This window comes from Acinetobacter sp. YH01010 (genome assembly GCF_013420775.1).
Lineage (GTDB): Bacteria > Pseudomonadota > Gammaproteobacteria > Pseudomonadales > Moraxellaceae > Acinetobacter > Acinetobacter amyesii.
Genome location: NZ_VOYF01000001.1, coordinates 147,064 through 166,236 on the forward strand (window position 1 = coordinate 147,064; position 19,173 = coordinate 166,236).

Consider the following 19,173-nt stretch of genomic DNA (forward strand, 5'->3'; position numbering starts at 1 on the left):
CACTGTCGCATTTATAAACAATTTATAAATCAACCAATTTCGAAAATTCGATATGCTTCATGCAAGACTGATAAAAATAGCATGGAGTATAGAAAAAAATGATCGTTCGACGCGCAACAGAAGCAGACCTTCATCCACTTGCTGTTTTATTTGATGAATATCGCCAATTTTATGGCACCTCTTCTAATCTTGATATCTCATATAAATTTCTAAGACAACGTTTTGAAAATAATGAAAGCGTAATTTTTATTTGCTTAAAAGATGATGTGATTACTGGGTTTATCTTACTGTATTTGGGCTTTTCATCTGTGGCTTGTTCAACCTACTATATTTTAGATGATGTCTATGTCAGCCCTGTATATCGTCGTCAGGGTTCAGCCAAACAATTGATCGATACCGCGGTTCTCTTTGCTCAACATGAAGGTGCGCTTCGAATCAGCCTCGAAACTCAAAAAAATAACTATCACTCACATCAGCTCTATGAATCGATGGGCTTCATTAAAGATGATGAATTTCAAACTTATCATTACTTTATTCGCTAATGCCTTGCTCGGCATTAAAAACATCATCAACGCATATTAGAAACGCATCTTTAAATAATTAGCAGACATATTTATGGGCTTTAATACCGCACATTCATCCTTCAAATGATGACGTATCAAAGCCCTGTACCTATTACTGTGAATTTAGATTTTCACGAAATTTCGATTGTTCAATTTGCGCTGCATTCAAATAGATCCATTCACCCTCAGCAATATCTTCAAGCTTTAATTGTCCTATTTGAGCACGATGTAATGTTTCAACTTTATTGCCGACAGCCGCCAACATCCGCTTCACTTGATGATATACCCCTTGATGGACAGTCATTTGCAATTGATGTGAAGCCAATAGCTGTACATCGGTTGCAGCGAAAATGCCTTTTTCGTTTCGAAGCTCCACGCCTTGTTCTAATTGTTGTATTTGCTCAGGTGTCACAGGATCTGCGGTATGCATCGAATACACTTTGGCAACATGCTTTTTAGGGTGTGTAAGCGCTTGTAGATATTGACCATCATCCGTGAGCAGCAACAGTCCAGTGGTGTCTTGATCCAGTCGCCCGACGCATTGCAGACCACGATTTAACAGCACATCATCAAATAATTCAAAAACACTAAAATGATGGGTTGCCTGATGCGAACATTCATAACCTTGAGGTTTATTTAACGCGATATAAACATGCTCACGATAGGTATAGTCCTGTCCATGCACACTGTAAGTTAAATCATTCAAGTCCAGCTTTTGCTTTGGATTATCTACAATCTCACCGTGTATTTCGACCGCACCATTTTTAATCAACTGTTGGCAATATTTACGCGAACCAAAACCTTGTGATTGCAGCATTTTTTCCAAAAACATAGAACAACCTAATAAACACCATATATTGCTATTTTATACTGAACCACGAGCCAACTTGCAGGAAAAATAGCGGAAATAATCTTGAACGCCAGTTTTTAATGTTTCTGCGCTACACTATTGATTATTTATTGAAGTTTCTCACGAATATCCTATGTCTCAGTTGGATTTAAATCTGATCGTGTTATTGGTGTTATTGGCTTGTGGCATCTTTAGCCACAATACAGCGATCACCATAGCAGCAGGTGTCTTGATTATTTTCCGCATCACGCCTTTAAGTGAATTTTTCCCCTATCTGCAACAATATGGCTTAAACATTGGCATTATTATTTTAACCATTGGCGTACTCACGCCGATCGCTAGCGGAAAAATACCCGGTGATTCGATTTTAAAATCCTTTTTAAGTTGGAAATCCCTCGTCGCAATCGCCATTGGCATCTTTGTCGCATGGCTAGGCGGACGTGGTGTCAAACTGATGTCCAATCAGCCAGATGTGGTTGCCGGACTATTGATTGGGACAGTCGCAGGTGTTGCCATGCTGCGTGGTGTACCTGTCGGCCCACTCATTGCAGCAGGCATCTTGTCGCTACTGATTGGGATTAAACAATAAGGCCGTTGCTGACATAGCGGTTTAACAAAATTTTAATTTGAGCCATGCTGCATTTGAAATAAACGTCGACTAAGCATGATTCCAACGAATGATAATGCTGACATCAAGATCCCCGCCCAAAACCACGCGCCAGTTTGTGAAACCACAGTGGCAATCACAGGTGGCAGAACAAATTGTGATATGGCAGAGCATTGTAAAATCATGCCGACCGTCGTACTAATTGCCGCAGGATAAGGTGCAAAATGCAGTGCTTGCGCAAAGACCGTCGCAGCAACCAAGCCTCCAAAAAGCGAAAAACTAAACACCGTTAAATATTGCAGTAAAAAAGGTAACGCATCTTTAGAGAGATAAAACCCTAAGGAGCAAATGATCAAAACAGCAAAACCCAGTTGGACTAAAGTTTTAGCTTGAAAACCACGCTGTAATAGCAGTCCACACCCCCATGTGCCCACAGCATTCGCAACGGCAACACTGGCTGTTAAAGCACCCGCCAGTTCTGCTGAAATTTGGTTTTGGGCATAAATCATCGGTAAGAAGCCCACTAATGCAAACCACTGCCCTGCATATGTCCCAAAAATGAGCGCCAAAAGCCATGCTGCAGGATGTTTCAGAGTATCCCGAATGAGACCAATAATAGGTGTTGTATTCAGCGCCACATTAGGCTGAGGAATAAACATAGCGATACAGAGTAGTAATGCTGCAGTAATCATAGCGAAACTGAGCCAAACCACACTCCAACCATATTGAGCAATTAGAAATGGCGCAACCAATAAGGCAATGCCCATACCTCCACCCATATAGGCACTCCACAGCCCCATCTTTGCGCTGATGTGCTGTAGCGGTACAAGCTGACGGATAAATGCAGGCCCTGTGAGTGTCACCAATAAGAAGCCAAATCCTTCTATGACACGCAGTAGCAACAAGACATCAAAGCTTTGTGCAAAGCTCCCCCATGCACTTGCTATCGTCAATAGACTTAAGCCCAATAAGATACACAGTTTAAATCCAATTTTTTGGATATAACTACCAATCAACAATGCAAAGCACATTCCTGCACCCTGTACTAGTGAGAGCAATAAACCAGACTGAATAAAGCTAATACCAAGTTGCTGTTGTAATACAGGTATTGCGGGCGGTAATTTCCCGATATGCATTGCAGCAACAAAACCTGCCGCAATAATGAATAAATCTTTTGACATCCCTTTCATTGAATTGTCATGCTCTTTTCGCCATGCAATAGTGCACAGCTTAACAATTCAAAATATTATTTTGAGTCAAAAAACAAATGACCTTAGATGATTTTTCAATTATTTAATCATCTTGCACCGTCACATGCTAAGCGCACTTTGATTTAAATTAAACAATGATATTCCGTGATGTCATCTGCAATTGTTTGAGACAACACGTATTCCCATCAAAAATGTTTTTTCTGATACTTTCAATAATTTGGCGGTAGTGAAGGAATTCACCTGCCTAACAATTAGTGAATTATTTAAGCAGTGAGTTATTCAATATTTACTTGTTTCCGTTCACGCTTATTGGCGTACATTTTCAAGTCTGCCATTTCGACCAATTGATCGATGGATTCGGCATCCTCTGGAAATAAAGCCATGCCAATACTGGCACCAATTTTCAAGCTCATTTGCTCGAATGCAAATGGCAGTCCGCAACTTTCTGCGATTCGATTCATCGCCGTTTGCGCACGCTCTAAGTTGGCAATATTGGTTAAAATCACAGCAAATTCATCACCGCCCAAGCGTGCAACCAAGTCATCTTGACGTGTTTCACGCAAAATGCGCTGTGCAATTTCTTTCAGTGCAGCATCCCCAATGCGATGTCCAAACTGATCATTAATCGGCTTCAGACCATCCATATCAATCATCAAGATACCCAGTACTTTTTTCTGCGCGCGAGCTTTTTCTATACCTTGGCGTAAAAAGTCGACAAACAAAGCCCGATTGGCTAAGCCGGTTAAGCTATCTTGAGTCGCCAATTTATATAACTCTGTCGCACCGAAACGTGTTGCATGGTACATCGCCGCAGCGATCAACTCAGACATCAAACTCAATATATGTAAATCAGCTTCCTGAAAGGCATCGACTTGGTCAGAGTAAATCTTTAAAACACCAACACCTTCATCACAGTGAATCAATGGCACCACAGCCATCGAACGCAACCCGACACGTCGACATGCCACGCGATCTACCCGTGCATCTGTTTCCGAATCTTGGCAATACAATGTTTGTTTTTGCGCAATACATAGACCTGATAAGCTATTTTCAATATGTAGTCTTAAACCCAGTAAATGACTCGCCCCACCAGACACTGCACGATAGACCATATCACCATCTTCAGCCAACTCTACAACTGCACCTTTAGCATGTGTAATCTGCTGCGCCTGTTCTGCCACTACGGTCATCACTGCATTTAGATCTAAACCCAGTTTGGCAATAGCTGTCTGAGTTTGAATCACAGACATGAGTTGAGTTGGTGAGGGTTCTATAGAATTGGGCATGATTGAGTTCAAACAGGGTTCAATGTGAGATACAGCTCAATTCTAAAAATTATTCATCCACTTGTATAGCAATCTTAAAGTAATTTCTGCGCATTCAAGCACTTTAGATACAACTCTTTCAAATACTGCTCTTCGAAAGAAAATGCACTCAAGGAAACAACAGAGCAAGCAGAATCATCGATACATATTTCGAAGGTTGGGGAAGTCATGATGTATGGATGCCCCACGTATTTCACGACTCTCCCCCTGAATATTATTTCAACGCGTAAATTTCACTCTGCATCCATTCTCCGCCTTCCAATTGCACATCAACAGCCACACGTTGATATTCAGCACCTTCAAATTCATCTAAAGCAGCCCAATGAGCTGCTAAGTTTTCAGAGATAAAAACATAGCCTTCAATGGCTTGACCTGCCTTCGATAAACGAATGCCCGGACTGCCCATAGCCGCACCCCAGCCTTTATGTTCTAATTCACCCCAAACCGCACCTTTCTTCCACACACCACCTATGCGCTCCATCACATTAGCATTGGGCTGACCTAGACGTAATGTCCCGTATACAAAAAGACTCTGAATCATAGATCCCCCTTAGTTGGAATAATATTGATTGCGTTTTTGTGAGAATTTCGCCAACTGTTTTAGGAAGCCTTCAAAGTAGCTTTTTTCAGCCTCTTCGGTACGATAACCGGCGTACAAAGTCCGTCTTAAACCTTCAGGTGAAACACAATCTAAGCGTCGAGAGGTCACCCAACCTTTTTGTTCATATTCATTTACCACCCAATCAGGTAATGCCGCGATACCACGACCACTTGCAACCAACTGAATCAGCATCTGGGTCAAATCTGTGGTACGGACGTGTTTAGGCTGAATATTGGCCGGTAAAAATAATTTCGCCATGATATCTAAACGATGTTTATCGACCGGATAGGTAATAAGCGTTTCTTCTGCTAATTCTTGAACAGTCACATTTGTTGCACGAACCAAGGGATGCGTATTTGACAGTACCAAACGAGACTCATATTCAAAGATAGGGAAATATTCCACACCTTTTAAATTGATCGGATCTGCCGTAATCAGAAGATCAAACTCGCCCGTTTGTAATAGTTCATGCGGATTGGCTTCAAAGCCAGAGGCAAAGTCTAAATCTACATCGGGGTATTGTTGACGGTAGACATTCAATAACGGCATGAGCCAGTCAAAGCAACTATGACATTCAGAAGAAAAAATAATTCGGCCGGTTTGACCATGCACAATACGTGTAATGTCCGATTGCGCAATTTGAACTTGCGGCAAAATGTCATCGGCAAGGCGTAGTAAACGTTGCCCAACATTCGAAAAGGTCACAGGACGTGTCCGTCGGTTCACCACCTCTACCCCATACCAATGATCAAGCTCTTTCAACTGATGTGAAAGCGCAGAAGGCGTTAAACACAGATCATTAGATGCAGCGACCAAAGAACCATGTTCTCTGAGTGCCAATAATGTTTTGAGATGGCGTAATTCCAACATAATGAGTTCCACAAACGACATACTGAATGAGCTGAAAATCAGTATTTTTAAATTATATTTATCATATCATGATATTTATGAATCATATTCATCATAAATTTTATTTAACTATTTTTTATTCACATGAATATACTTCATCAAGTTTTACTGAATCATCTTTAGCTAATGTGTTTTTTTCACATTACAAATCAGGTAATTTTTTTCCACAATGCGGGCAATATGCATACTGCTCACGCTCCTGCTTTAATGATTCCTCTTTTTGCTCACGTAACAATTGCCAAATAATATCCTGTGTTTGCTCACGGGTTAAACCCACTGTTTTTCGGATTTCTTCGATTTTTTCAGGCTCAAGTACAAAATCAATTTCACGATTTTGAATCAACTCACGAAAACTGAGTTCTAATTGTTGTTTGCGTTGCTCCAATTCATGTGCCAAACCATTGGCTAAAATACCTGCTGGCAATGCTGCCAAGCCAACCCCTAATATCGTAATCATTGCACCTAATATCCGCCCAACAGGGGTTATCGGTGTTACATCGCCATAACCGACCGTCGTTAAAGTAACAACAGCCCACCACATGGACGCAGGAATAGAACTAAAGACCTCTGGCTGTGCTTTACTCTCAACTAAATACACCCCAGCTGCGGCCATAATAATCATAATAAATAAAATAAAAACAACAGCTTGAAATGAACCTTTTTCACGTTCAATGACACGTAACAAAATTTGCAACGACACAAAATATCGAGTTAATTTTAATAAACGCAGTAATCGTAAAATACGTAAAAAACGCAAATCAAAATGGACAAAGAAATTTAGATATGCAGGTAAAATTGCCAATAAATCAATAATTGCGCCACCACTTTTTACCCAATTCAAACGATTACGCCAAGCGGAGTAAAATGGGTCTTTATCTGCAATCGACCAAAGCCTCAATACGTATTCAACACTAAATACAATGATTGAAAAATTTTCAAAAAAATCAAAGTAAACTTAATAAGACAAATAAATATCATTGACCGATTCGAGTAAAACCGCAGCAGCATTACCTAAAATCAGCAATATCAAAGCATAGTTGAGAAAATGACTAAATTTAGTTTCATAATCATCATTATGTAAATTGTTATAGACAAATTTACGCAGTGAATACCATGCACTAAAAGTCATAATTCAAATCGTTAGCAAATTAACTTGCTACAGTGTAAACCATCGCTTAGGAAAAATACGAATCCTTTAGACAGTCTACTGTTAAATCTATTGAACGATATTAACCACACTTTATTCATCAGTATTTTTCGTATGCACCATATATCCATTATTCCACAAATAATAAAGCCAAACGAACTTGGTCATATCCCATGCGTGGACTGGTTAACTCCACAATTGGACGCAACTTAACCGTGCCGTCATCATTATAATGTGCTGGGTCTTGTCGTTTCGCCAAACGTTTATAGATTTTACGCACCTGCTCAACCACATCTTCTCCCGGATGTGCCACCGAGATATCCAAACCTTGCTCTTTTTGCAGACGAGCCAAATGATTAATAATCGTAGCTGGTGTTAAACCACGCTCCACAGCAATATCTTGAATTTCATAACCTTCCTCAAACAACTCACGAGTTTGATCTAAAGTCGCTGTGGCAAAGCTTTGTTTCACACCAGTTTTGGCAATTTTCTTTTCATTGCGCTCGATTTCCACTTCATTCAGTGTTCCGCCACAGTGGCGAATAAAGGCTTTATGTTGTACGGTTAAATCAGCCTCTGCAAAATTGGTTTCCGCTTCGTCAGAGAGTTCCTGAAAGCGTCGATCGGCTTTAATCGCCAAACTGTCGAGTTCTAAGGCTTGTTCATTAAAGCCAAGTAAACGCAGACCATCTAATGTTTTTAAACGAGACAATGCCACATACCCCTGACCCTTTTCAAAAGTATGCGTCAAGTTAATTTCAGCCGCTGCAAGAGTCATCCCTTGAGATTTATGAATGGTGATCGCCCAGGCCAAACGCAGTGGAATTTGTTGGAAACTGGCAATGGTTTTACCATCATCATTATCGACAGACCATGTTTCAGGTTCGACCACCAAGGTCGTGCCGTCCGTAAGTTTTACTTTAGGCAAGATGCCATATTCATCATCTTCTTCAAAACCTATCACTTCACCGAGGCTGCCATTGATATAGCCCACGTCAAAGTTGTTTTTTACAAACATCACTTTGGCATTTTTCTTTAAGGTCAAAGTTTCCGGCGCACGCACTGAAGATTTTAAGGTTTCGATCAGTTTATCATTACCATCACATTGGGCATCAAACTGGCGAGATTCTTGCTCAATTTCATTTAGATGTTTATAGTTAATACTATCTACATCCATATTATGGGTATACAAGCGCGTAAAGGTTTCACCTATATTTTGTGAACTTGTCTGCCTTAAAGCATGCAAATGATCGCCCGTAATTTGCTGAGCACGAATCGCATTTAGAATATCATTGAGATAGTCATTACCCTGACGATGTTGTTCGGTCAAATAACACACGCGAAACTTCGCTTCTACCCATGCCTCAGACATAAAGCAAAACTTGTCACGGTTTAATTCACCTTTGCGTCCCACAGGGGGTAACTGGAAGAAGTCACCTGCAACAATGACTTGAATCCCCCCAAAAGCATCTTCACTGTCTTTAAAAAATTTTAAAACTTTATTCACCAAGTTTAATTGCTTGGCATGCAACATCGAAATTTCATCGATGATTAAAACTTGGGCATTTTCCAAATGCTCTTTTAAATATTTACGTTCTTTTAAGCGCTTTAACTCATCTTCGGAAATCGCATCTTTAATCCCAATCCCTGCCCATGTATGAATTGTCATGCCATTCATATGGGTTGCAGCAATCCCTGTAGAAGCCGTAATTGCCACCGGCACTTTGCGCGCTTTTAGATAATTGATGTACTGATTTAAAGTATAAGTTTTCCCTGCACCAGCCGAACCTGTTAAAAACACATTTTCGCCTGCTTTGAGCAGCTTGAGTGCAGTTTCTTGTTTCATAAGACCTATACCGTAAAAGAACGGCTATAGCCTAACGATTTTTGACTCAAAAGTTAAGCGCACAACACAGTTTCCTAAATCCGTATTTCGCCAATCTTACTTTAAGCTATTGAACCTATTTAAAAATTCTTTGGCGATATTTACTTTTTCTATTTCTGCTTGGGTATTATTTGAATACTCAAGTTGATCAAAAACCAAAATGTGGTTTTGCACATGACAGCCCAAAGTCATCGATACATGCAAAATGGGATGGTACATATGAAAAGCTACATATACTCTTGCAATGATACTGGCGCTATAACTTGATGCCAAACAATGTTTAAAGTGAATAGATTCATCAATAATTCGATCGATGGTTTTTAATTCTTCAAAGACCCAATCTTGAAAATATATTTTGTCTTCTGTTGTAAATGGCTGCCAGACTGTTGTCGCAAATTTACGCTTTAATTGAGTTAACATTTCTTGCTTTTGTTGCTTAGCATGCCAATGCACCGCCTGATGAAAGACCCCATTCCAGGTAATATTTTTAGGGACTGTATGACCTGTAGAATAAGTCGCACTAACATAGTCACGCACATATGCATCAAATACAGATACTCTTAAATTAGCATGCTTTAAATAAAATAAATTTCGAAAATCCTGCAGTTGAATTTTATGCTGTCGTAACATACTTAAAAACTGGCGATTTTCTTGGGTTTCTGGACGGATATAATCCATCAAAGCCTGCGGTAATTGCTGCGTACAACGTACTAAATGTTGCAGATAGGCCTGCATAATACGGCTCAAAGGTAGATAGACTTTTTTTATGGCCTGATCCTCTGCGCCTAACACCTGTCGCATTAAGATCAACCACTCATCTAAATACAAAATCGATGGGCTGATCACTATACGATGGTCATCATGCTGCTGATATTTTCGCTGTAAAACAAACTGTAGATTTTTTTCATGATTAAACCAATCATGTTCATGCGCAATCGTATGACAATTTTGAATAAATAAGCGCGCTGCAACAAATTGAAAATGTTGTAAGGTTGTAAGAATCAATGCGGGATGAATATGCTGCGTATCGACAAAACTTAATGCCGTCACAGCCACTCGTACATTACTGTGTTGAAAATTACGACTCAGCCAATCCAACACTTCGACTGACTGCTTGAACATCCATCGCACTGCACGGTTGTTATCGAGTAAAGGGAGTTTTCCACATTTTTTTTGCCAAATTGCTGTAGCTTGCACAAAATTACTGTGGCTTAATATGTCCTGCTCTGCCCAAACATCCCGATGCATCAAACGAATAAAACCCAACAAATTGGGACGCTCATATGCATGGTCGAGCAACAAAATAATATCTTCTATATGTTCATTTAATTCTTGTAAATTGAACCGATCTTCATAACTCAAACTCATGATCCGGTAAATCGTTGGATCTAAAAATTGTGCTGTAGCAAAACAAATCTCGTCCAAACTATCCATCAAGAGCTGTATCGGCAATATTTCAGCTTCTGTAAGTGAATGAAGCGCAAACATCTGCTCAATCTTTTGCATCAACCAATGTGGTAGACAGATTTGGCATTCGATATACGTTTGTAATAGCGGTGTCTGATAAATCTGCTGCTCTTGCATCAGCTGATCAAAAATTTGCGCTTCAACTGCTGTCATCTGTGCTAAAAACTGCTGAACACGCGCTGGCCCATTTAGATGTTGAAAAATCGACTGTAAGATCAATTGTCTAAATTGCTGTGCTTTTTCTCTGAGCAAGAGTGAATGTTGCGGCTTTAGGTCGCCAGTAAAAAAATACAATTCATGAAATAAGAAATCTTCTACTACTTCAATACATGGCACTGTCGTATGCAATTCAGCAATTTTGATGGGTCTAAATGGACTTCTAGGAAACTGATAGCCAATCGATTCACGACTTTGTAGCTGTAAGGTCCACAGTCCATTACACAGTTGAATGCGGTGCTGCTCTTGTTCAATTTTAAAGATATTTTGTGAATTGAGTGCTGTAGCAAGATCCATTTGCTCTTGATACAACTGCTTTAAACTTGGAGATATTCGAATAAGTTGCCGAGCAATATGCTCAAGCTGCGGGGTCAAGCTTTTCTTTTCCATCTTCCGCCCTAACGATCGTTGATTATTTTTCAACCTTCACTATAGTCAAAGTTTAATGCTCCGACTACTGCCATTAATCAGCCGAATAGCTGTACAAAAGGTCAATACAAAGGCGTTCAATAAAAAAATCTAAAAGCTATTGTTGTGACAAAATTCACCATAATTTTGAGCTGTGACGAATAAAAATGAATGAAGTTGAAGAGTAGTCACTATTATTGATCTGTAGAATATTGTTCTGAACGGATTTTCTTAAGCTGTTCTATCGCATTGTAAATATCTTGTTGTAGTGCCTCTCGATAGAGCTTTAAATCCTCCACACTCTGAATATGACTCAAACTTTGACGGGGTAAAAATTGAAAATAGAATGGAATGCGCTTGGGGATAATACGCTTGGGTAAAGACGGAATCACATCACCATGACGTAATAATTTATCGATTTTTTGTATTTTTAATAGTTGTTTAAACCAACGATGTTCAACAATCACACTGGCATCAAAACCCAGTTCAAAGACTTCATCTCCACCTAAAGCGGCAAAAGGCACGATATCATAATTAAATTCTTGCGCCAGTTTTAAAAAGCCATAACGTTGCTTCCAAATCAGTTGATAGGCTTCGCCTTTTCGCTTCAAAACCTCTCGACCACCACCGGGAAAAACTAAAATGGAATAACCTTGTTGCATCACTGTTCTGACATAGTCCTGAATGCCTTGGACTGCACCGAACTTTTTGACCATGCCACGCCAACCGGGCAAATAAAAATGGCTATGATCAGCGATACTGACCACAGCCACTTTATGTTCATTGTAGAGATAATCAATAATCAACGGTGAATCGAGTACACCGTAAATTGTATGATTCCCTACATACATTGCAGGTTTTGATGCATCAATATATTCAGCGCCAAAAAAGGTCGGCGTGAAATACATGCGGGATAAAGCGCTTAAACGCTTTATCCATTTTGCATCATGTTCAACCTGCAAATGTGCTGACCTTAGGCAGCATCATGTTTTTGAACAAGTACAGAACCTACTGAGTAGCCTGCACCAAATGAGCAAAGCACACCGTATTCGCCATGGTTTACTTCATTTGCTGTACGGTGCAACGCAATAATGACACCTGCTGATGAAGTATTGGCAAATTCATCAAGAATGATTGGTACAAGGTCTGGCTGAGCATGTTCTTTACCCACAACCAGTTTCAGAATCAATTCATTCATGCTGGCATTTGCTTGGTGTAACCAGAAGCGTTTTACATCTGTTACCGCAATTTTATTGTCATCCAATTGCTTGGTGATCATTTTCGCCACTAATGGACACACTTCTTTAAATACTTTACGACCGTCTTGACGGAAACGGTTGTTGTCGATGTCAGCATCGACTTCACTCATATTTAAGTAACCGAAGTTGTTACGAATATTGTTTGAGAACTGTGTAAACAGGTCAATATCCAACACTTCAAAACCAGCTTTGGTTTCAGTTTCTTCAATGATCGAAGCCGTTGCAACGTCACCAAAGATGAAGTGACAGTCACGCATACGGAAATCTGTATGCCCAGATGTAATCTCAACGTTTACCAATAACACGCGACGAGCGCCTGATTTGATCGCGTCATAGGCTTGCTTGATACCAAAAGTTGCAGCTGAACATGCAACGTTCATGTCATAGGCATAACCCTGAATACCCAACGCAGTTTGAATTTCAATTGAAACGGCTGGATATGCACGTTGAATGTTAGAGCATGACAAGATCACAACATCGATGTCTTCAGCAGTCACACCCGCATTTTCCATCGCTTGCTTTGCAGCAGCTACGCCCCATTCCGCTTGTAGCGAAATTTCATCATTTGGACGCTCATGTAACACTGGGCGTAAACGTTTTGGATCTAAAATACCGCTTTTTTCAGCAACATAACGTGCTTTCACGCCAGACGCTTTTTCGATAAATTCTGCACTTGAACCACGGCGCGCTTCTAGCTCACCGGCTTCAATTTTTTCAGCATTGTCGCTGTTGTACTGTTCCACATAAGCATTTAAAGCTTCAACTAACTCTTCGTTAGTAATTACGTCTTCTGGATGATAAAGACCTGTACCCGTAATGCGGATGCCCATGTAAAACTCCTTTTAGAAATTACCTATATCTTAACTGATTCCGAGCTTATCCCATACTTTTTGCAAGCGGGATGGAGAAATTGGCATCTTGGTCTTCATTGGTTGAGAGAAAATAGAGATGCGTAACTCCTCAACCATGAAATACAATTCTTTAAGGCGAGTGTCATTTTTAAACTTAAATAATTTTTCCATCCATGGGTCAACTTGATCAATGGCAGAATTGTCCCTTTGTAGGTTATTTGGCAAGCGGTCTAAACGCAAGACTAATGCCTTCAAATATCTTGGAAATTCGAGCCACACATCGGAAGTTTTGCCATAAACAAAATCTGAAAGTTGCATCAAATCGAGTTGATCTTCAATGTCATCAATGTTCTTTCCAAACACAGAATCATCTAAAACCAACAATTTCCGACGTATATCCTGCCATTGAATATAGGTTTCAGTTAAAACGGCTAACGCTTGCTGCCCATGGGTTAAGAAAGATTTCTTTACATTTAAAATTAGGTTTTGGTACTCCTGCACATTGACAGGTAGCTCATTTATTGCAAGCTGAAGTGTGGCATAAACTAACATTTGCTCTAGTTTTGCTTTGTCACCTAGCGGTGAATAAGCCAATGCCAAGGGTTTAGAAATCTGTTTTTTCAACTGACGAACTAAGTCCCCCAGCTGCATATGAACCAAACGAATGATCCCTTCGCGGTGTTGTTTGACTGCTTCAAATTGGTCATTGAAAGTCTGAATCACCACACCAGATTCGTCTTTGGCATCCAACTCCGCAAAGCCTTTGACTGGAACAAGCGCTTGGTATTGTTTCACCAGCACACCCGTGACTTTTTGTGATGCTTCGAACACAAAATTATCAGGGAAGGTTTTAAACTCACCTTTTAACTGTTTGACTGGGCTATGAGTTTCAGTACGACAGCGAGCTTTGAGTTCATCTAGGTCACGACCTTGCTCAATCACACGGCCTTTTTCATCAATGACTTTGATTAAAGGCAGCAGATATTGCTCAACGCGTTCCCAAGAAAAGTCCTTATCTGTGATTTGCTCACCACGTAGTTGGAACGCCAAGAAACTAAAAATATGCTCGCGCAAATGCACGGCATCGACACGATCCATCAATTTACGCGCTGTATCTGGGATTGGCACCAAATGACGGCGCTTATCTTTTGGCAATGCTTTAAGTAAAGCTTCAATCAGGTCTTGTCGCCAACCAGGTATACCCCATGACCAAATATTTTCATCCACTTGCGGCAAAGCTTGAACTGGAATTTTGACCGTTGCGCCATCTTCATCATGACTTGGGTCAAAACGATAACTTGCAGCCAAACGCAGTTCACCATTACGTAGGTAGTCTGGAAATTGCTGGGTCGTTGGACGGTCATTCATCCAAAGTGCATCATCATCGATAAATAAATGCCGTGGATTTTTCGGTTCTACAGTTGCACGCCAGTCTTCAAAACTACGACGACTTGCCACCTCTTCAGGCACTTTTGCAGCATAAAATTGGTAGATGGTTTCTTCATCCACTACTAAATCACGACGACGCAGTTTATCTTCAACGCGCTCAACTTCTTCGAGTTTTAATAAATTGTGTTTTAAGAACGGTGGCGTAATACCCAAATGTCCCGTCGTCAACGCATCGCGTAGGAAAATTTCATGCGCCGCAGGATGATCTACTTTTTCATAATTAATCTGACGGCGTGGCTCAATAATTAAACCAAACAAAGAAATTTGATCATAGGCATTGACTACACCAGATTTTTTGGACCAATGGGGTTCAAAATAATGATGCTTCAACAAATCGCCTGCAGCCAACAAAATCCATTCAGGTTCAATTTTTGCCAACGTTCGAATATATACCTGAGAGGTTTCAACCATCTCAAAAGCCATGACCCAAGGTGTATTGGTTTTATGCAAGGTTGATGCAGGGAAAATACGTGCCTTTTGCTGACGCACCGCCATGAACACGTTACGTTCATCGGTTTTATTGGCAATAAATGAAAGTAAACCCGTTAATAGCGCACGGTGCAGATTTTCATAATTGGCCTTCTTTTCATTAAAGGACAGTTTTAAGCCCTGAGCCAAATCCACCAATTGCTCATGGGTTTTTTTCCACTCACGGAGGCGTAACCAACTGAGGAAATGATTGCGTGCAAATGTACGACGCTTATTTTCACTCATGTCACGGTTAGCGACTAGAGCTTCCCATAATTTGATATAGAACAAGAAATCCGAGTCAGCTTCACGGAACAAAGCATGTTTCTGATCGGCCTGCATTTGTTTATCCGCAGGACGTTCACGTGGATCTTGTACCGCTAAAGCAGCGACAATAATCAAGACTTCATTTAATACACCAAAATGCGCTCCACCCAAAATCATCCTTGCAAGACGTGGGTCGATCGGCATTTTCGCCATTTGCTGACCAATTTTGGTTAAACCACCACCCTTCGCCGGAGGAAGTCCCCCTTTTGTAAAGGGGGATTTAGGGGGATTACTTTCAATAGAATCTCCCCCAACCCCTCTTTGCGAAAGAGGGGCTTTCCCTTTCTCAACCATCGCCCCAAGCTCAATCAAAAGCTTACGACCATCATTCACCAAACGATGATCTGGCGGCTCAATAAAATCAAAGTCTTCTAATTCACCAAAGCCCAAACTTTGCATTTGCAAAATAACCGAGGCCAAGTTGGTTCGTTTAATCTCAGGCTCGGTAAATTCAGGACGACTCATAAAGTCTTCTTCTGAATACAGTCGAATACACACACCCGGTGCGATACGACCACAACGACCTTTACGTTGATTTGCTGCCGCTTGCGATACAGCCTCAATCGGTAAACGTTGTACACGTGAACGATAGTTATAACGGGATATCCGTGCAAAGCCACTATCAATTACGTAGCGAATATTCGGTACAGTTAAAGCAGTTTCTGCCACGTTGGTGGCAATAATAATACGTCGCCCACCACCCGATGGATTAAAGATCTTTTGCTGTTCTGCCAAAGCCAATCGAGCATATAAAGGTAAAACTTCGGTATGATGTGGCCCAAACTTTTGCAGTGTTTCCTGTAACTCACGAATTTCTTGTTCAGTGCTGGCAAAAATCAAAATGTCAGCATGTTCAGGATGACCTTTTTCCTGCGCATCTTGAAAACATTCTTCTACGGCCGAAACCACGGCACGGGGTAAATTTTCTTCAAAATCGTCAAATTCATCATCATCACTACTGATAATGCTCAGCTCAGAAATCGGACGATAACGCAACTCTACAGGGAAGCTTCGACCTTCCACCTCAAAAATAGGTGCCCCATTAAAGTAATTCGAGAATCGATTTACGTCTAAAGTTGCTGAAGTAATAATGACTTTGAGATCTTTACGACGAGGCAAGAGCTGTTTGAGATAGCCCATGATGAAGTCGATATTCAGCGAACGTTCATGCGCTTCATCGATAATAATCGTGTCATATTTATTTAAGAATCGGTCATTAGCCAGTTCAGCCAATAAAATACCGTCAGTCATCAAACGAACGATTGAATCTTGTGAACCTTGTTCATTGAAACGAACTTTAAAGGAGATCGACTCCCCTAGCTTTTCGCCCACTTCTTCTGCAATACGTTGCGAAACGCTACGTGCAGCCAGTCGACGGGGTTGAGTGTGGCCAATTAAGCCTGTTAAACCTCGCCCAGCAAGCATGGCAATTTGCGGTAATTGTGTTGTTTTACCCGAACCGGTTTCACCTGCCACAATAATCACTTGATGCTGCTGAATCGCTTCAATTAGTTTGTCCGCATACTGCGTAACAGGTAAGTCTTGATTTAATTTAATATTTGGAATGCGGGCAATCCGTTCGCGCACTTTCGCATTCGACTTTTCAAACAGTTCTTTATGCTGCTTTTCGTTGGCGTCTTTTCCCTTACGCAATCGATTTAAACGGTGAACATCACGAGCCATCACCATCTGATCTACATTTAAATCTTTCGCCACCAAGAATACGCCTTACAACTACATGAAACCCGATATTCTACTCGGTTTCATCGCATTTCCCAATGCAACAATTGAAAACCCGAAGTGAATTTATCTGGCGCGACTGGCGTGGTGCGGTTTAGATCTCAAATCTGAAAAATAGGATGAATTCGCCATATCCCCCTTCATCCGCCTAATTGAACAAAAGAAATGCTTCGCTGATGAGCGAATCGGCATACCTAAAGATGGATTAAATCAACGATAGAAAAATTTAAATCACTTTTTTTAAATTTTACCCTTGAATTTTAAGGGGTGTGACTTCATGTCTGTGTAGGACGTTTAGGGTAGTTCCTGTCATTTAATCCTCACACAACTGCGGTTAAATGAGATGAAATACTGGTCTATTGGGAAATGAGTAAATCACTATTAATTCGGATTTTCCGATATTAGTTATGTAAAAATACTATTTCAGCAATAAGAAAAATTTCTGTACCCTATTGGAAATCAAAAACAAACCTCAATCATGGAGACAATGATGAGCTTAATTAATACTGAAGTTAAACCGTTTAAAGCTACTGCATTCCAAAATGGTCAATTCATCGAAGTAACTGAAGCTGATCTTAAAGGTAAATGGTCTGTTGTATTCTTCTACCCAGCTGACTTCACTTTCGTTTGCCCAACTGAACTTGGTGACCTTGCTGACAACTATGCAGAATTCCAAAAACTAGGTGTTGAAATCTACTCAGTTTCTACTGACACTCATTTCACTCACAAAGCTTGGCACGATTCTTCAGAAGAAATCAAAAAAATCCAATACGTAATGGTTGGTGATGCGAACTGGACTCTTGCTAAAAACTTTGACGTATTAATCGAAGCTGACGGTCTTGCTGATCGTGGTACTTTCGTTATCGATCCAGAAGGTAAAATCCAAATCGTTGAAATCAACGCTGGTGGTATCGGTCGTGATGCTCAAGAACTTCTTCGTAAAGTTAAAGCAGCTCAATACGTACACGCTCACCCAGGCGAAGTTTGCCCAGCTAAATGGAAAGAAGGCGACGCAACTCTTGCTCCTTCAATCGACCTAGTTGGTAAAATCTAATCTGTATTAGATTGAACTGATTCAAAAACCACGCTTTTAGCGTGGTTTTTTTATGCCTATTATTGGCGAGTATGTACCTCTATACACCCTACGCAGTTCACACTTTATTCATACAGCTATAACGCCCTAGCACTTTCCATCTATCTATAGATATTCATCAACTTAGCACTTACACAAATATAATAAAAATGCGCCTCATACCTGATGGTTTAGACTTACATCTTTGTCGGTATTTCAGTATTTTTAACTTGAATTTTAGGTCAATTGCTTATTTCAGGAAGATGTAAGCCCATGAAAAAATATTTCGTCTCGATCAGTTTAATTTTATGTTCGTTTACGACTTTTGCTGCCGTGAACTGCGAAGGTGAAATTAAAAACCAAAGTATTCGTGAAGATATTAAAGTCAAAAAAAATTGTCAGCTTGAAGGTTTAATTGTTCATGGCAACGTTATTTTAGAAAATGGCGCCAGTGTTGAACTGCATGACAACCACATCAAAGGCAATATTGAATCGAATAAAAATTTTACTAAGATCATTGCCAATCATAACAATATCAGTGGAAATGTCGATTTTACGACAGGGAAAAACATCCAACTCCTCAATAACCAAATTTCAGGCGACCTCACATTAAAGAAAAATAATGGCAATATTGTGCTAAATAATAATGAAATCGCAGGTAATTTAATTTGTCTTGAAAATGCTTTTTCAATTAATGGCAGCAACAACCAAGTCAAAGGCAATAAATCAGAACAATGCCGTAGTTTTTAACTCTCCTTACACTAATATGGGAGAATGACGCTTATGGCATTTCTCTGAACTGGCATTATTTTTATCAA

Annotated in this window: 14 protein-coding genes and 1 pseudogene; 4 read left to right on the forward strand and 11 right to left on the reverse strand. The window is 40.2% G+C overall.

Annotated elements, in window-relative coordinates:
• Positions 1 to 98: 98 nt before the first annotated feature.
• On the forward strand, positions 99 to 542 hold the full coding sequence (locus FTT77_RS00800) for a GNAT family N-acetyltransferase (protein WP_168378877.1): 444 nt from the start codon (positions 99 to 101) through the stop codon (positions 540 to 542).
• A 133-nt stretch (positions 543 to 675) separates the two neighbouring features.
• On the opposite strand, the gene FTT77_RS00805 is transcribed toward FTT77_RS00800, so the two are convergent.
• Positions 676 to 1,395: a pseudouridine synthase gene (locus FTT77_RS00805; protein WP_180007350.1), complete on the reverse strand. Its 720-nt coding sequence runs from the start codon at positions 1,393 to 1,395 to the stop codon at positions 676 to 678.
• Between the two features lie 151 nt (positions 1,396 to 1,546).
• Between FTT77_RS00805 and FTT77_RS00810 the strand changes: the two genes are divergently transcribed.
• A complete protein-coding gene (locus FTT77_RS00810; RefSeq protein ID WP_180003104.1) occupies positions 1,547 to 2,002 on the forward strand; it encodes a DUF441 domain-containing protein in 456 nt (151 codons plus the stop codon).
• 32 nt (positions 2,003 to 2,034) lie between these two features.
• Here the strand turns inward: FTT77_RS00810 and FTT77_RS00815 are convergent, their stop codons facing one another.
• The 10 genes and pseudogenes from FTT77_RS00815 to FTT77_RS00860 form a co-directional block, all read right to left on the reverse strand.
• Positions 2,035 to 3,201: a CynX/NimT family MFS transporter gene (locus FTT77_RS00815; protein WP_257223272.1), complete on the reverse strand. Its 1,167-nt coding sequence runs from the start codon at positions 3,199 to 3,201 to the stop codon at positions 2,035 to 2,037.
• Positions 3,202 to 3,506: 305 nt separating this feature from the next.
• Positions 3,507 to 4,517 (reverse strand): sensor domain-containing diguanylate cyclase, encoded by a 1,011-nt coding sequence (locus FTT77_RS00820; RefSeq protein ID WP_180007352.1) that lies wholly within the window; start codon positions 4,515 to 4,517, stop codon positions 3,507 to 3,509.
• Between the two features lie 253 nt (positions 4,518 to 4,770).
• Positions 4,771 to 5,094 carry a gamma-glutamylcyclotransferase family protein gene (locus tag FTT77_RS00825; protein WP_180007389.1) on the reverse strand — a complete coding sequence of 108 codons (324 nt, stop codon included), beginning with the start codon at positions 5,092 to 5,094 and terminating at the stop codon, positions 4,771 to 4,773.
• 12 nt (positions 5,095 to 5,106) lie between these two features.
• Positions 5,107 to 6,027 (reverse strand): LysR family transcriptional regulator, encoded by a 921-nt coding sequence (locus FTT77_RS00830; RefSeq protein ID WP_078189020.1) that lies wholly within the window; start codon positions 6,025 to 6,027, stop codon positions 5,107 to 5,109.
• A 181-nt stretch (positions 6,028 to 6,208) separates the two neighbouring features.
• Positions 6,209 to 7,195 (reverse strand): annotated as a pseudogene (locus FTT77_RS00835) (ion transporter).
• Between the two features lie 148 nt (positions 7,196 to 7,343).
• Positions 7,344 to 9,059, reverse strand: coding sequence for an AAA family ATPase (locus FTT77_RS00840; RefSeq protein ID WP_180007354.1), 1,716 nt, complete (start codon positions 9,057 to 9,059; stop codon positions 7,344 to 7,346).
• Positions 9,060 to 9,155: 96 nt separating this feature from the next.
• Entirely contained in the window at positions 9,156 to 11,171 is a 2,016-nt protein-coding gene (locus FTT77_RS00845) for a hypothetical protein (RefSeq protein ID WP_180007355.1), read from the reverse strand.
• A gap of 212 nt (positions 11,172 to 11,383) precedes the next feature.
• A complete protein-coding gene (locus FTT77_RS00850) occupies positions 11,384 to 12,151 on the reverse strand; it encodes a 1-acyl-sn-glycerol-3-phosphate acyltransferase (RefSeq protein ID WP_180108750.1) in 768 nt (255 codons plus the stop codon).
• Positions 12,152 to 12,162: 11 nt separating this feature from the next.
• A complete protein-coding gene (locus FTT77_RS00855) occupies positions 12,163 to 13,278 on the reverse strand; it encodes a beta-ketoacyl-ACP synthase III (RefSeq protein WP_180108751.1) in 1,116 nt (371 codons plus the stop codon).
• A gap of 30 nt (positions 13,279 to 13,308) precedes the next feature.
• Entirely contained in the window at positions 13,309 to 17,259 is a 3,951-nt protein-coding gene (locus tag FTT77_RS00860; RefSeq protein WP_180108752.1) for a DUF3418 domain-containing protein, read from the reverse strand.
• Positions 17,260 to 17,773: 514 nt separating this feature from the next.
• Here FTT77_RS00860 and ahpC point away from each other — a divergent pair.
• Together ahpC and FTT77_RS00870 are read left to right on the forward strand one after the other, a co-directional pair.
• Positions 17,774 to 18,337, forward strand: a complete 564-nt coding sequence (ahpC, locus tag FTT77_RS00865; protein WP_005097370.1) for an alkyl hydroperoxide reductase subunit C — start codon at positions 17,774 to 17,776, stop codon at positions 18,335 to 18,337.
• Positions 18,338 to 18,628: 291 nt separating this feature from the next.
• On the forward strand, positions 18,629 to 19,105 hold the full coding sequence (locus tag FTT77_RS00870) for a hypothetical protein (protein WP_180010285.1): 477 nt from the start codon (positions 18,629 to 18,631) through the stop codon (positions 19,103 to 19,105).
• Positions 19,106 to 19,173 lie beyond the last annotated feature (68 nt).

What these genes read in the sequence shown, in the direction of transcription:
- FTT77_RS00800 (WP_168378877.1), top strand. Translation starts at nt 99, where the DNA reads ATGATCGTTCGACGCGCAACAGAAGCAGACCTTCATCCACTTGCTGTT.
- FTT77_RS00805 (WP_180007350.1), bottom strand. Translation starts at nt 1,395, where the DNA reads ATGTTTTTGGAAAAAATGCTGCAATCACAAGGTTTTGGTTCGCGTAAA.
- FTT77_RS00810 (WP_180003104.1), top strand. Translation starts at nt 1,547, where the DNA reads ATGTCTCAGTTGGATTTAAATCTGATCGTGTTATTGGTGTTATTGGCT.
- FTT77_RS00815 (WP_257223272.1), bottom strand. Translation starts at nt 3,201, where the DNA reads ATGTCAAAAGATTTATTCATTATTGCGGCAGGTTTTGTTGCTGCAATG.
- FTT77_RS00820 (WP_180007352.1), bottom strand. Translation starts at nt 4,517, where the DNA reads ATGCCCAATTCTATAGAACCCTCACCAACTCAACTCATGTCTGTGATT.
- FTT77_RS00830 (WP_078189020.1), bottom strand. Translation starts at nt 6,027, where the DNA reads ATGTTGGAATTACGCCATCTCAAAACATTATTGGCACTCAGAGAACAT.
- FTT77_RS00840 (WP_180007354.1), bottom strand. Translation starts at nt 9,059, where the DNA reads ATGAAACAAGAAACTGCACTCAAGCTGCTCAAAGCAGGCGAAAATGTG.
- FTT77_RS00845 (WP_180007355.1), bottom strand. Translation starts at nt 11,171, where the DNA reads ATGGAAAAGAAAAGCTTGACCCCGCAGCTTGAGCATATTGCTCGGCAA.
- FTT77_RS00855 (WP_180108751.1), bottom strand. Translation starts at nt 13,278, where the DNA reads ATGGGCATCCGCATTACGGGTACAGGTCTTTATCATCCAGAAGACGTA.
- ahpC (WP_005097370.1), top strand. Translation starts at nt 17,774, where the DNA reads ATGAGCTTAATTAATACTGAAGTTAAACCGTTTAAAGCTACTGCATTC.
- FTT77_RS00870 (WP_180010285.1), top strand. Translation starts at nt 18,629, where the DNA reads ATGAAAAAATATTTCGTCTCGATCAGTTTAATTTTATGTTCGTTTACG.